This window comes from Streptomyces sp. PL-29, assembly GCF_058344425.1.
Genome location: NZ_CP136996.1, coordinates 2,595,378 through 2,608,535 on the forward strand (window position 1 = coordinate 2,595,378; position 13,158 = coordinate 2,608,535).

Sequence of the window (13,158 nt, forward strand, 5' to 3'; positions counted from 1 at the left end):
AGGGCCCGCGCTCCACAGCAGGTGCGGCAGGACCTGTTGTCCGATCGTCCCACCTACCAGCCGGTACAAGGTAACCAGCTACAAATTTCGGAAAGACTCTTCCACCATACGAGATACGAGAGGGGTTCGGAATGGTGGGGTCATACAAAACAGGTCCGCGCCCTCCACCTGTGGAGGGCGCGGACCTGGTGATGCGTACGTTTGCGACACCGACCCGCCATGCTCGCCTCGCGGCAAGTGGTCGCTCTGAGCGACGAAGGTTGGGCCCGGGGGCTTGGATCGAGTCGGTGCCGTACCCAGGCTAACAAAGGATCGCCGAATGTGATCCCCCTGGTCGCGGTCGGTTGCCGGGACCACGCGCCCGGCTGCGGCCCATACGGCCGTACACGGCCGCTGAACAGCCCGGACACCCATCCGGGCCACGGGGCCGGACCATCCCCGGCTACGGCAGGAGCAGCTCGGGAACCCCGTCCGCGTCCGGCCCGTCCCCCTCGCCGGAGACCACCGTCAGCTGCTGCGTGGCACGGGTCAGCGCCACGTACAGGACCCGCAGGCCCGCCGGGGACTCCTCCGCGATCTCCGCCGGGGAGACGACCACCGTGGCGTCGTACTCCAGGCCCTTCGCCTCCAGGCTGCCCAGTGCCACGGCCCGTTCGCCGAGGTCGGCGAGCCAGCCCGCGGCCTCCGCCCTCCGGTCCATGGCCACCACCACGCCGACAGTGCCGTCCACCTGCTCCAGCAGCCGCCGGGTCTCCTCCCGCACCACGGCGCCCAGGTCGCCCGCCGCCGCCGTGAACCGCGGCCGGAGTCCCGTGGAGCGCACCGCCGACGGCGGCTCCATCCCGGGCATCGCCCGGCGCAGCACGCGGGACGCGACCTCGGCGACCTCGGCCGGGTTGCGGTAGTTGACCGTCAGCGTGAACCGCCGGCGCGGCCGGGACCCCAGGGCCTCGTCACGGGCGGCGGCCGCCTCCTCCGGATCCGTCCAGGAGGACTGCGCCGGGTCGCCGACGACCGTCCAGGTGCCGTGCCGGCCCCGGCGGCCCACCATCCGCCACTGCATCGGCGTCAGGTCCTGGGCCTCGTCCACGATGACGTGCGCGTACTCGGTGCGCTCCGCAGCGAGCCGCTCGGCCCGCTCCCACTGGGTCTCCTCGCGCGTCGGCATCAGCTCCTCCAGCCCGCTGAGCTGGTCGAGCCCCCAAGCGCCGGACGCGGTCGCCTCCCGCTTCCGCTTCGGCCGGGCGGGGGCGCCGAGGAGTTGCTGGAGCTCGTCGAGCAGCGCCACATCGTGCACCGACAGGGGGCCCTCGCCCTCCGGGCCCACCCGATGCAGCGAGCGGGCCAGCCGGCGGGTCTCGCGCGGGTTCAGGTCGCGGCGCGACCAGCGCCCGAGCCTGCGCTCGTCGGCCATCGCGGCGAGCACCCGGCGCGGGGTCAGCTCGGGCCACCACGCGTTCAGGAAGCCGACGAAGGCCTCCTCGGTGGAGATGTCCTCGTCGAACGCGGAGCGCAGTTCGGCGGCGAGCTCCGGATCGCTGTGCCGGCCGGCGGCGCCGGTCTTGGCGTACAGGGCATCGAGCAGCAGCTTGCGGGCCCGCGGGCGCAGCAGGTTCACGGGCGCGGTGCCGCCGAGCACGTTCTGCCGGATCCGGTTGAGCTCGGTGGCCTCCAGCTCCTGGCGGCTGCCGAAGGCCACCACCCGCAGCCGGTCGGGGGCCGGGCCCCGGTGGTCGCCGAGCTCCAGGGTGCCGCGCACGGCCTTGCGCAGGACCGATCGCATCCGGGAGGAGCCCTTGATCCGGGCCACGGCCGGGTCGTCGTACGTGGTCGCCTCGGCACCGTCGACCAGCGAGCCGAGCGCCCGGATGGCGACCTGGCCCTCCTCGCCCAGCGAGGGCAGCACGCCCTCGGTGTACGCGACGAGCAGCGGGGTCGGGGAGACGATGAGGATGCCGCCGGAGTAACGGCGGCGGTCCTGGTAGAGCAGGTAGGCGGCGCGGTGCAGGGCCACAGCGGTCTTGCCGGTGCCGGGGCCGCCCGCGACCTCGGCGACGGAGGCGGCGGGGGCCCGGATGACCAGGTCCTGCTCCGCCTGGATGGAGGAGACGATGTCGCGCATGGAGTGCGTACGGGCCCGCCCGAGTGCGGCCATGAGCGCGCCGTCGCCGATGGCGGGGAGCTCGCGGCCGTCGAGGAAGGCGGTGACCTCGGGGCGCATCAGGTCGTCCTCGACGCCCAGCACCCTGCGGCCCTTGGAGCGGATGACGCGGCGGCGCACGACGCGGCCCGGCTCCTTGGGCGTGGAGCGGTAGAAGGGCGCGGCCGCCGGCGCCCGCCAGTCGATGACCAGCGGCGCGTAGTCGGAGTCGAGGACCCCGATGCGGCCGATGTGCAGGGTCTCGGCAATGTCGGCCGTGAGGTCGTCGCGGATCGCGGCATCGGCGGGTTCGACGGAGGTGTACGCGCCGTCCGGGCCGCGCTCGCCGTCCTTGCCGAGCAGCAGGTCGATGCGCCCGAAGAGGAAGTCCTCGTACTCGTTGTTGAGCCGGTTCAGGTGGATGCCCGCCCGGAAGACCTGCGCGTCACGCTCGGCCAGGGCTCCGGGGGTGCCGACCTGGCCGCGCTGGGCGGCGTCGTTCATGAGGAACTCGGCCTCGTGGATCTTCTCCTCGAGGCGGCGGTACACCTGGTCGAGGTGCGTCTGCTCGACCGCGATCTCGCGATCGCGGACGGAATCCGCCGTGCTGTCGACAGCGGCATCCTGCGCGGCCACCAAGGCCCCCTTCTGACGTGCATGGGCGACCGTCAACCGTACGCGAACCGGCGCCCTGCGCGCACGCCCGTTCCGGAAACGCGTCTCGCTCAGTGATACGACGGCTACCGGGATCCGGACGCCAGCAGCCGTCGGCGGTGGCGGGCGACGCGCTCGCGGTTGCCACACAGCTCGCTGGAACACCACCGGCGCCGGTGGCCGCGGGAGGTGTCCAGGTAGACGCGGGTGCAGCCGTCGCCCGCGCAGGCCCGCAGCAGGGCGCGGTCGCCGGGGTCGGTGAGCAGTTCCACGGCGTCCCGGGCGACGGCCGCGAGGAGGGCGCCGCATTCGACCCCGCCGCACAACTCCCGCACGAGGTGCCCTTCCTGGTCCCGTACGGCGCACAGGCCCGGGGGTGGTCCGGCGGCCAGCGCGTTGACCCGGGCCAGGGCGCCCTCGTCGAGATCGCCTCCGGACAGCTCCGCCCGTACGAGGGTCTCCACGTCGGCGCGCAGGGCACGGAAGGCCTCGGCCCAGTCGCCGCCCACCCGCGCCAGCGGTGTCCGGTCCGGCACGAGGCCGGCCCCGGCGAGCCACAGCCGCAGCTCGTCGCCGTCCGGGATCCCCTCGCGCGGGGTAAGGGTGGCCACCAGGTCCAGGCAGACCCGCCCGGAGTCGAACCGCATGTCCGTCACCGCCTCGCGTCGTCGGGCGCCTCCCCAGAGTGCCCGTCCCCCGCCCGTGGGGGAAGCCCCCGAACCGGTGCGGGGCCCGCCGTGTTCGGCCCGGCCCGGCGCCGGATCACCGGAGGTGCGTCCCGGTCAGGGGGCCGGCGGGTGATCGTGCAGGATCCGCTGGAAGAGGCGGTGGTCGCGCCAGGCGCCGTTGATGTGCAGATAGCGCGGCGCGAGTCCGTACTGCTCGAAGCCCGCCTTCGCCAACACCCGCTGCGAGGCAAGGTTGTCGACCAGGGTCCCGGCCTCCACCCGGTGCAGCCCCAGCTCGTCGCGGGCGATCCGGCAGACCTCCTGGGCGGCGGCCGTGGCCAACCCCTTGCCGCGGCACGCCTCGTCCACCCAGTAGCCGAGCCCGCCGCTGCTCAGCGGCCCGTGCTGGATGTTGCCGAGGTTGATGGTCCCCAGCGGCGTGCCGCTCGCCAGGTCCACCAGCACGTACGGCATCAGCCGTCCGGCCGCCCGGGACTGCAGCTGCTGCCCGATCCGTTCCCGCTGGCCCAGTTCCGTGTAGAAGGCCTCGGGCCGGGCCGGTTCGAACGGCGTCATGTACGCCCGGTTCCGTGCGAACGCCTCGGCCAGTGCGGCGGCGTCGTCCAGTGCGACGCCCCTCATCTCCACCCCGTCGATGATCATCCCGGTACGCTAGCCCAGGACCCCCCTGGCCGTCACCGCCACGTCCCGCGGAAGCTCGCCGTACTTGTCCTCGCCGCCCGCGTCGAGCGACAGTCGGTAACCGCGCTTGACCACCGTCTGGATGAGGTTCGGCACCCCCAACGCCGCCCGCAGCCGGGCCATCGCCGTCTCCACGGCGTGCTCGTCGCGGCCCGCGCCCGGCAGCGCCCGCAACAGTTCCGCCCGGCCCACCACCCAGCCGGGCCGCCGCGCCAGCGCCCGCAGCAGCGCCATCCCGGCGGGCGGCACCGGCCTCAGTTCCGCGTCGAGGAGCACCGCGTGCCCCCGGATCTCCATCCGGTGCCCAGCCACCGGCAGCACCCGGGCCCGGCCGGGCAGCTCCTGGCAGAGCAGCTGCACCAGCGGGCCCAGGCGGAAGCGCTCCGGCTGGACGGTGTCCACGCCGAGCGCCTGGAGCGGCAGCGCCGTCACCGGCCCGACGCACGCGGACAACGGCCCGCCGCGCAGCGCGTCCAGCACCGCCTCCCGCATCCCCCGCTCCCCGGCCCGGGACAGCAGCGAGGCCGCCGCGGGGGCCGAGGTGAAGCTCACCGCGTCCACCGCGCCGCCGACGATCGCGTCCAGCAGCCGGTCCAGCGGCGCGAGCTCCTCCGGAGGCATCCACCGGTACACCGGGACCACCACCACCTCGGCCCCGCCGGCCCGCAGCGCCTCGACGAAGCCGGGCAGCGGCTCCCCGTGCAGCTGGAGCGCGATCCGCCGGCCGGCGACGCCGGCCGACAGCAGCCGGTCCAGTACCTCGGCGAGCGATTCCGAGTCCGGGGACCACTCCTCCACGAGTCCGGCGGCCCGGATGGCGCCCTTCACCTTCGGCCCGCGCGCGAGCAGTCCGGCGGAACGCAGGGTCTCCAGGAGCCGCTCGCCGACCCCCCAGCCGTCGGCGGCCTCGACCCAGCCGCGGAAGCCGATGGCGGTGGTGGCGACGACCACGTCCGGCGGGCAGCCGATCAGTTCCTTGGTGGCGGCCAACAGTTCGCTGTCATCGGCGAGTGGCACGATCCGCAGCGCCGGCGCGTGCAGCACCGACGCTCCGCGCCGCCGCAGCAGCGCGATCAGTTCGTCCGCCCGCCGGGCGGCGGTGACCCCGACGGTGAAGCCCGCGAGCGGCCGGGTGTTCCTGTCGTCCATCGTGACCTGCCTACTGACGCATGGGGGGGCGGTACGGGTGGACCGAGCCTGCCAACTCGGCGTGTCGGACTCGGTTCACCCGCATTTCGCCCCGGTTACACCGACGTGAGCTGGGGTTTCACCGGAGCCTCGGCCGTGTGGACCACCGGGGCCGCCGGGCGGCGAAGGTATACCGCCCACGTCACCGCGCAGCACACCGCGTAGAAGCCGAGGAAGGTGGCGAAGGCGGTCGTCCCGGACCCGGAGGAGCGGAACGCCTCCCGGAAGACCAGGTTGATGCCCAGGCCGCCGAGCCCGCCGACGGCGCCGATCAGCCCCATGGAGGCCCCGGAGAGCCGCCGTCCGTACGCCGCCGCGCTCTCGCCGCTCATCCCGCGCGCCAGCGCCTTCGCCTGGAAGATGCCGGGGATCATCTTGTACGTCGAGCCGTTGCCGAGTCCGCTCAGGACGAACAGGGCCACGAACCCGACGAGGAAGACCGGCAGCGAGGACCGTTGCGAGGCGAACACGACGACTCCGGTCGCCGCGGCCATCGCGACGAACGTGGCCAGGGTGATCCGCGCCCCGCCGAACCGGTCCGCCAGCGCGCCGCCCACCGGCCGGACCAGCGAGCCCAGCAGCGGTCCGATGAAGGTCAGCGAGGCGGCCTGGAGCGGGGTTCGCCCGAACTGGGTCTGCAGGACCAGCCCGAAGGCGAAGCTGTAGCCGATGAAGGACCCGAAGGTCCCGATGTAGAGGAAGGACATGATCCAGGTGTGCCGGTCCTTCAGGACCTCGCGGACCGCGCCGGTGTCGTTGCGCACGGGCGCCAGGTTGTCCATCCGTACGGCCGCCAGCAGCGCGGCGATCACGATCAGCGGGATGTAGGCGCCCAGCAACAGCCGCGGGTGGCCGGCCCCGGCGGTGGCGATGACGAGCAGGCCGGCCAGCTGGACGACGGGCACGCCGATGTTGCCGCCGCCCGCGTTCAGGCCGAGCGCCCAGCCCTTCTTCCGCATCGGGAAGAAGGCGTTGATGTTGGTCATGGAGGAGGCGAAGTTGCCGCCGCCGACACCGGTGAGGGCGGCGACGATCAGGAAGGTCCCGTACGAGGTACCCGGCTCCATCACCGCGATCGCGGCGACCGTCGGCACGAGCAGCAGCAGCGCGCTGAAGACGGTCCAGTTCCGGCCGCCGAATCGGGCGACGGCGAAGGTGTACGGCACGCGCACGACCGCGCCCACGAAGGTCCCGGTCGCGATCAGGAAGAACTTCCCGGCCGGGTCGACGCCGTACTGGGGGCCCATGAAGAGGACCATCACGGACCAGAGGGACCAGATGGAGAATCCGATGTGCTCGGAGAGGACGGAGTACAGCAGGTTGCGGCGGGCGATCCGTTCCCCGGTCTCCTTCCAGAAGGTCTCGTCTTCGGGGTCCCACTGTTCGATCCAGCGGCCCCGCTTGCGCGGTGCGGTTCCGGTCATCACACGCCTCCACAGCTGTCGCGTCCGTGGGAACGACCGTAGGAAGGGCTCGTTTCGGCCCCGGTCCCCGCCGGATGACCGCCGGGAAACCTTGCTCTCACCCGCCGCCCGTGCCGTGTGTGAGCGGGGCGGGCAGCCAGCTCCCGGCCGGTGGCTCCAGCCAGCCCCGCTCGGCCGCCAGCCCGGCGGTCGCGGCGTGCAGGGCGTCCAGCCCGGGGTGGCCGAAACCCTTGCGCCACACCATCGACAGCGGCGACAGCGGCACCGGATCGGTCAGCGGCAGCTTCACGCACCCCGGCATCTCCAGGAAGCCCACGGTCGCCAGCACCGGGTTGCCGGTCTTGACCATGACCCGGCGGAACTCGTCCATGCCCATCGCGACCGGCGCCGGCGGCGCCACCAGGATCCCCCGCCCGGCGAACAGCTCGCGCGCCAGCCCCGTCCACTCCAGCGTCCGGGGGTTGCCGGCGCCCGCGTACACGGTCTCCCCGGCCAGCGCGTCCAGCGGTACGGACTCCCCCGCGGCCAGAGGGTGGCCCTCGGGCAGCAGCACGGCGAGCGGCTCGTACCGTACCGGCCGCCGGGCGAGCGGCGCCCGCAGTGCGGGGTCGAGCCCGTCGGCGTATCCGAAGGCGACGTCGAGCCGGCCGGCCGCGACCTCGGCGGCGGCATGGGTGAGCCCGCTCTCGAAGCGGGCCATCAGCTCGCAGTCCGGGGCGATTTCGCGGGCCCGTTCGAGCACGGTGCGCGCGGTGCCGGGCCCGTCGGTGTTCAGGTCCACGAGGAGCGGGCGGGGTGCCGCGCCGGATGTGGTCCCGGTGCCGGGCGCGAAGGCGCCCGCCAGCTCCTCGTGGGCACCCAGCACACGCCGGGCCAGGGGCAGCAGGCGGTGCCCGTCGGCGGTCAGTTCGACGGCGCGGGTGGTGCGCAGGAACAGCGTGGCCGCCAAGGTCTGTTCGAGGCGCCGAATGTCCCTGCTGAGCGCCTGCTGGGCGACGTACAGGCGGGCGGCGGCACGGGTGAAGTGCAGTTCCTCGGCGACGGCGACGAACCCGCGGAGCAGACGGGGTTCCACATCACGGGGATTCACCCCCGGAGACTAACAACGGGAACAGGTGAATGGCTTCGGAACAGGTGTTGGACGCCGCACACCGCCCCGGCCGAGGGTGGGCGCATGCCCCTCATGACCGTCACCGGCGGCACGCTCGTCATCACCGCCACCGCCCCCTCCCCCGCTGCCGCCGCTCCCTCGCCGGCCGCCGCTCCCTCGCCCGCTGCCGCCGCCCGCCGCCGGGCCGCCGGGCGGGCGCCCGGCCCCTACCGGCGGCTGTTCGCCCTGCCCGGCAGCCGCGGGTTCACCGCCGGCAACCTCCTCGCCCGCCTGCCGATGGGCATGTTCGGGGTCAGCGCGGTCATGATGATCGCCGGCCAGCGGGGCTCGTACGCGCTCGCCGGCGCGGTCACGGCGACCGGCCTGGCGGCCACGGCGGTGGTCGCACCCTGGACCGCCCGTCTGATCGACCGCCACGGCCAGGCCCGGATCGCCGTACCGGCCACCCTGATCGCGGTCCTCGGCTCGCTGGCCCTGGTCATCTGCGTCCGCACCGGCGCTCCCGCCTGGACGCTCTTCGCCTGCTACGCCGCGACCGCCACCACTCCCAACATCGGCGGCATGTCCCGCGCCCGCTGGACGCACCTGCTGCGCGACTCCCCCGCCGCCCACCACACGGCGATGTCCTTCGAGCAGGCCGCGGACGAGCTGTGCTTCATGCTCGGGCCGGTCCTGGCGGCCTTCCTGTGCGGAGCGCTCTTCCCCGAGGCGGGCACCCTCGCCGGAGCCGTGCTGCTGCTCACCGGCATGCTGGTCTTCACCGCCTGCCGCGCCACCCAGCCCCCCGTGACGGCGGCGGCGCGGCGCGGCTCCCCGCTGCGCGCACTGGGTCCGCTGCTGCCGCTCTTCCTCGTCACGGGCGTGGTGTTCGGCTCGATGGAGGTCGCCTCGATCGCCTACCTCGACGTCCGGGGGCTGGGCGCCGCCTCCGGCCTGGTCCTGGCCTTCCAGGCGGCGGGCTCCTGTGCGGCGGGCCTGCTCTACGGCACCGTGCGCGCCCGCTCGTTGAAGGCGTGTGTGTGCGCCCTGGCCGTCCTGATGACCCTCCCGTGGGCCGCCGCGGCCTCCGGCTCGGTGACCGCGCTGGCCGGCGCGCTCCTGCTGGCCGGCATGGCCACGGCCCCGACGATGGTGACGGCGATGTCGCAGGTTCACGCCCGCACCCCTGGCGGACGGCTGAACGAGGGCCTGACCCTGGCGGTCACCGCCATCCTCACGGGCATCGCGGTCGGCGCGGCGAGCGCCGGGCAGGTCGTGGAGGGCGCGGGCCCGACCGCCGCCTACGCGGTGCCGGCGACGGCCGCGCTGATCGCCCTGGCGATCGCCTTGTCGGGCCGATCGATCCGGCGCCCGAGTGACCGTTCCCGCGTGGTACGCACGACCTCCGCCCAAGATCCGCAATAACTGGTGGTGCCTTCCCCCCAGCGCCCTTCCCTTTGCGGAGGAACTACCCGTGCCTGCTTCCCGTTCCGTGCCCGCGGCCCTGTTCGTCGCTGCCGTCACCGCCGCCTGCCTGGCACCGGCCGTGCCGGCCGCCGCCGACTCGTCCGACATCCGGTTCTTCCAGCCGTACGTACCCTCGATCGCCCCCGGCGGGACGGGCCGTGTCGTCATCGCGGCCGCCAACGGGGCCGACCGGGCCGTCAGCAGCACCTTCCGGATCGTCGCGCCGGACCGTACGAGCTTCCCCGAGGCCCGCTTCTACTGGGACGGGCAGCGTTCCTCGGTCCCGTGCACGCGCTCGGCGGACGCCCGTCAGCTGATGTGCGACGCCGGGAGCCGCGCCGGCTTCGTCTTCCCGTCGAACGAGCAGACCCGGCTGGGCGTCGACCTGCAGGTGGACGCGGACGCCCCGCAGGGCACCACCCTGCACGGCGGCGAGTGGTCGACCGACGGTGCGGCGCCGGCGCTGTTCGCCGTCGCCACCCCGGTGACCGGCCCCAAGGGAGACAAGGGGGACCGGGGAGACGACGGCAAGCCTGGCCACCACGGCAAGCCCGGGCGCCCCGGCCCCAAGGGCGAGAAGGGCGAGAAGGGAGACCAGGGCGAGAAGGGAGACAAGGGAGACCGCGGCGAGAAGGGCGACAAGGGGGAAAGGGGCGAGATCGGCAGGCCGGGCCACACGGGGCCCCGCGGCCCGCAGGGCGAGCCCGGACCCGCCGGCGGCCCGAAGGGAGACAAGGGCGACAAGGGCGAGAAGGGAGACAGGGGCGACCGCGGCGAGAAGGGGGACAAGGGCAACAGGGGCGAGACCGGCAAGCCGGGCCCGCGCGGCCCGCAGGGCCCCAAGGGCCACCCCGGCAAGCCCGGCCCGGTCGGACCGCAGGGCCCCAAGGGTCCGAAGGGCGAGATGGGCAAGCCCGGGAAGCCCGGCGACTGCAAGTGCGGCGGCGGCCACCACGAGCACCCCAAGGCCAAGATCGTCAGCCCCGGCAAGGGACTGGGCGTCCGCTCCGGCCCCGGCACCCACTACAAGAAGCACGGCAAGATCCCGACCGGCACGGTGGTCAAGCTCCAGTGCAAGGTCAACGGCCAGAACATCGACGGGAACGCGATCTGGTACAAGCTCGCCGACGGCTCCGGCTGGATCTCCGCCCGCTACGCCCTGAACCTCAACAAGGTCCCGTTCTGCTGACCCCCGCCACCGCCTGACACAGCCCCCCGGCCCGCCGGCCGGGGGGGCTGTTGGCCCATCGGCCGCCGGAAGCGGTCGCCGGCACGGGATGAGGGGAGAGGGCGGGAATCGACCCCGCCCACAAGCCCTGCCTCCAGCAGGCCCGGGCGGGCCGTTGATCGTCGTGGACTCCTCCGCCCTGGTCCTGTTCCTCACGGACAGGGGCTCCCGGGGCGCAGCGGCCCGCCGGCGCATCGACGCCGCGTACGTCGCCCTCGCCGAGACACTGGGCGTCCCCCTGCTGACGGCGGACGCGCGCATCGAACGAGGCGTTCGGAAACCGCGGTGCCCCATCGAGGTCATCGCCGCCGACAGCGACCAGCCTGCGCATGACGAAGGCCCCGCCCCCCGGAACCGGGGTGCGGGGCCTTCGCCCACATGGGATGAGTGGAGATGGCGGGAATCGAACCCGCGTCCAACGGTGCAGAAGCAGGGCTTCTCCGAGCGCAGTCCGCTGCGCTTTTCTCGGCCCCGGAGATCACACGGACAAGTCTCCGACGGGCTCAGTCACTGTTTGATTTCCCTCCAACCCCCGTGACCGGGGCTAGAGGTTTAGATCCCTTGTTGACGCCAGGATCCGGACCGGGACCACTTCCGGGCTGACGCTCCTCACAGAGGCTTCAGCTCACTGTTATTAGGCAGCGAGGGTGAAGCGGGAGTTATCGCTCTTGGAGTTGGCGATTATTTTTTGCGACATGTGGTTAGCGAGATCATTGCCGCTTCCTCGGCTCGCTTCCCCTGCATCGACATCCGCTGTCGAAACCGATCATCCCCATGTTTTTTTAACAATGTGCTCCACCCCGGGGGGCGGTGCTGACGTCATGGTACGCGAAGTGGACCACCGCGTGCCAGGTGATTACACCGTGCCCCGCTGCTTGCGACGGATGGCTGAGATCACCCGGTTCGTCTCGCGGGTGTCCTGCTTCTCCCGCATCGTCTGCCGCTTGTCGTACTCCTTCTTGCCCCTCGCCAGGGCGATCTCGACCTTGGCTCGGCCGTCCTTGAAGTACAGGGCGAGGGGCACGATCGTGTGGCCCGACTCGTCCGCCTTGCGCTCCAGCTTGTCGATCTCCTCGCGGTGCATGAGGAGCTTGCGCTTGCGCCGGGCGCTGTGGTTGGTCCAGGTGCCCTGGCTGTACTCCGGCACGTGCACGTTGTAGAGCCAGGCCTCCCTGCTCTCCACCGACACGAAGCCGTCGACCAGCGAGGCCCGTCCCTGGCGCAGGGACTTGACCTCGGTACCGGTGAGCACCAGTCCGCACTCGTAGGTGTCGAGGATCGCGTAGTCGTGCCGCGCCTTCTTGTTCTGGGCGATCAGCTTGCGCCCTTTTTCCTTAGCCATAGTGCGGTCATTTTCGCACTACGGACCCACCCCGAGGCCACCCAATACCGTGACGGCCCGCTCCTCGGCCCGCTCGCCGGCCGGCACGTCCGGGGTGATGCCGCCGCCGTCGAGGCTGCGGCCGGCCGGGGTGCGGTACGTGCCCACCGTCAGCTCGGCCACCGAGCCGTCGGGGAGCTCGGTCGGCATCTGCACGGCGCCCTTGCCGAAGGTCCGGCTGCCCACCGCCACCGCCCGCCCCCGATCCTGGAGCGCGCCCGTGACCAGCTCGGCGGCGCTCATCGTGCCGCCGTCGACGAGGGTCACCAGCGGCCGGGTCGTGTCCCCGCCCGGCGCGGCGTTCAGCACGCGCTGCTCGCCCCGCACGTCGTAGGTCGCGACGAGCCCGCCGTCCAGGAAGGCGGAGGCGGCCGTGACGGCCTCGGCGACCAGCCCGCCGCGGTTGCCGCGCAGGTCGAGCATGACGCCACCGCCGGCCGGGGCCGCCTGGACGGCCGCCCTGACCCGCTCCCCCGAGCCGCGGGTAAAGGAGGTCACCTTGATGACGGTGACGTCGCCGGCGAGCTGCCGGACGGTCACCGGCTCGGTACTCAGCCGCTCGCGCAGGACGGTCTCGGTGAGGTCGGCGCCGTTCCTGCTCAGGTTGAGCACGACGGGGGTGCCTGCGGTACCCCGCAGCAGGGCGACCACGTCGGCCACGGCCAGGCCGGTCACAGCGTGCCCGTCGACGCTGAGCAGCCGGTCCCCGGCGCGCAGCCCGGCCCGCGCGGCCGGGCTGCCGGACTGGACCTCGTCGACCGTGATCATGCCGTCCCGGGCGCGCACGGCCCAGACCCCGACGCCGGTCCAGTGCCCGTCCAGGTCTTCGGCGAAGGCGGCGTACTCGCCCCGGTCGTAGACGGTGCCCCAGCGGTCGCCGCTGCGGCTGACCACCTCCTGCGCGGCCTTCTTGCCCGACTTGCCCTCGGCGACGGCCTCGGCGGCGGCGCGGGCGACTGCCTCGCGGTCGGCCGTGCCCTCCGCGCGCCGGGCACCGGGCACCGGTGCGTCCGCCGGCGCGGCGGCCGCGGCCCCGTCGTCGCGGTCCCAGCAGCCGGTCAACGCGCCGACGGCGACGACGGCGACGAAGGTTAACGTCAGAACGGCCCCGCGACGTGGGTCGCGGGGCCGGAGACGGAAGGCGGGCAGACCCGGCATGGCGCCGAGTCTAGGACAAGCCCCGCGCCGGTACGGATGGTCGGCCGGACCGCCTGCG

At 73.3% G+C, this 13,158-nt stretch carries 10 protein-coding genes and 1 other RNA gene; 2 read left to right on the plus strand and 9 right to left on the minus strand.

The annotated features are described in order from the left end of the window. Positions 1-442: 442 nt before the first annotated feature. The 6 genes from R4Z63_RS11890 to R4Z63_RS11915 all read right to left on the minus strand — a co-directional run bounded on the left by R4Z63_RS11890 (position 443) and on the right by R4Z63_RS11915 (position 7,866). Positions 443-2,776, minus strand: coding sequence for a HelD family protein (locus tag R4Z63_RS11890; protein WP_384446194.1), 2,334 nt, complete (start codon positions 2,774-2,776; stop codon positions 443-445). Positions 2,777-2,880: 104 nt separating this feature from the next. Next, positions 2,881-3,441: a CGNR zinc finger domain-containing protein gene (locus R4Z63_RS11895; protein WP_037924233.1), complete on the minus strand. Its 561-nt coding sequence runs from the start codon at positions 3,439-3,441 to the stop codon at positions 2,881-2,883. Between the two features lie 135 nt (positions 3,442-3,576). Then, positions 3,577-4,125: a GNAT family N-acetyltransferase gene (locus R4Z63_RS11900; RefSeq protein WP_384446196.1), complete on the minus strand. Its 549-nt coding sequence runs from the start codon at positions 4,123-4,125 to the stop codon at positions 3,577-3,579. Positions 4,126-4,134: 9 nt separating this feature from the next. After that, complete coding sequence (locus R4Z63_RS11905; RefSeq protein WP_052030812.1) at positions 4,135-5,313, minus strand: uroporphyrinogen-III synthase; 1,179 nt, start codon at positions 5,311-5,313, stop codon at positions 4,135-4,137. A 95-nt stretch (positions 5,314-5,408) separates the two neighbouring features. Further along, positions 5,409-6,776 carry an MFS transporter gene (locus R4Z63_RS11910; protein ID WP_037923264.1) on the minus strand — a complete coding sequence of 456 codons (1,368 nt, stop codon included), beginning with the start codon at positions 6,774-6,776 and terminating at the stop codon, positions 5,409-5,411. Between the two features lie 97 nt (positions 6,777-6,873). Then, a complete protein-coding gene (locus R4Z63_RS11915; RefSeq protein WP_037923262.1) occupies positions 6,874-7,866 on the minus strand; it encodes a LysR family transcriptional regulator in 993 nt (330 codons plus the stop codon). Positions 7,867-7,959: 93 nt separating this feature from the next. On the opposite strand from R4Z63_RS11915, the gene R4Z63_RS11920 reads away from it, so the two are divergent. Continuing rightward, on the plus strand, positions 7,960-9,291 hold the full coding sequence (locus R4Z63_RS11920; RefSeq protein WP_052030961.1) for an MFS transporter: 1,332 nt from the start codon (positions 7,960-7,962) through the stop codon (positions 9,289-9,291). 49 nt (positions 9,292-9,340) lie between these two features. Next, the gene (locus tag R4Z63_RS11925) at positions 9,341-10,522 is read left to right on the plus strand and encodes an SH3 domain-containing protein (protein WP_384446199.1); all 1,182 of its coding nucleotides are present in this window, start codon (positions 9,341-9,343) and stop codon (positions 10,520-10,522) included. Positions 10,523-10,946: 424 nt separating this feature from the next. On the opposite strand, the gene ssrA is transcribed toward R4Z63_RS11925, so the two are convergent. The 3 genes from ssrA to R4Z63_RS11940 form a co-directional block, all read right to left on the minus strand. Beyond that, positions 10,947-11,335, minus strand: a transfer-messenger RNA (tmRNA) gene (gene ssrA / locus R4Z63_RS11930). An 82-nt stretch (positions 11,336-11,417) separates the two neighbouring features. Beyond that, positions 11,418-11,903 (minus strand): SsrA-binding protein SmpB, encoded by a 486-nt coding sequence (gene smpB / locus R4Z63_RS11935; protein ID WP_037923261.1) that lies wholly within the window; start codon positions 11,901-11,903, stop codon positions 11,418-11,420. Between the two features lie 18 nt (positions 11,904-11,921). Next, on the minus strand, positions 11,922-13,100 hold the full coding sequence (locus R4Z63_RS11940) for a S41 family peptidase (RefSeq protein WP_384446202.1): 1,179 nt from the start codon (positions 13,098-13,100) through the stop codon (positions 11,922-11,924). Between the last annotated feature and the right edge of the window lie 58 nt (positions 13,101-13,158).

Coding starts and splice junctions, on each gene's coding strand:
- R4Z63_RS11895 (WP_037924233.1), bottom strand. CDS start 3,441: ATGCGGTTCGACTCCGGGCGGGTCTGCCTGGACCTGGTGGCCACCCTT.
- R4Z63_RS11900 (WP_384446196.1), bottom strand. CDS start 4,125: ATGATCATCGACGGGGTGGAGATGAGGGGCGTCGCACTGGACGACGCC.
- R4Z63_RS11905 (WP_052030812.1), bottom strand. CDS start 5,313: ATGGACGACAGGAACACCCGGCCGCTCGCGGGCTTCACCGTCGGGGTC.
- R4Z63_RS11910 (WP_037923264.1), bottom strand. CDS start 6,776: ATGACCGGAACCGCACCGCGCAAGCGGGGCCGCTGGATCGAACAGTGG.
- R4Z63_RS11920 (WP_052030961.1), top strand. CDS start 7,960: ATGACCGTCACCGGCGGCACGCTCGTCATCACCGCCACCGCCCCCTCC.
- smpB (WP_037923261.1), bottom strand. CDS start 11,903: ATGGCTAAGGAAAAAGGGCGCAAGCTGATCGCCCAGAACAAGAAGGCG.
- R4Z63_RS11940 (WP_384446202.1), bottom strand. CDS start 13,100: ATGCCGGGTCTGCCCGCCTTCCGTCTCCGGCCCCGCGACCCACGTCGC.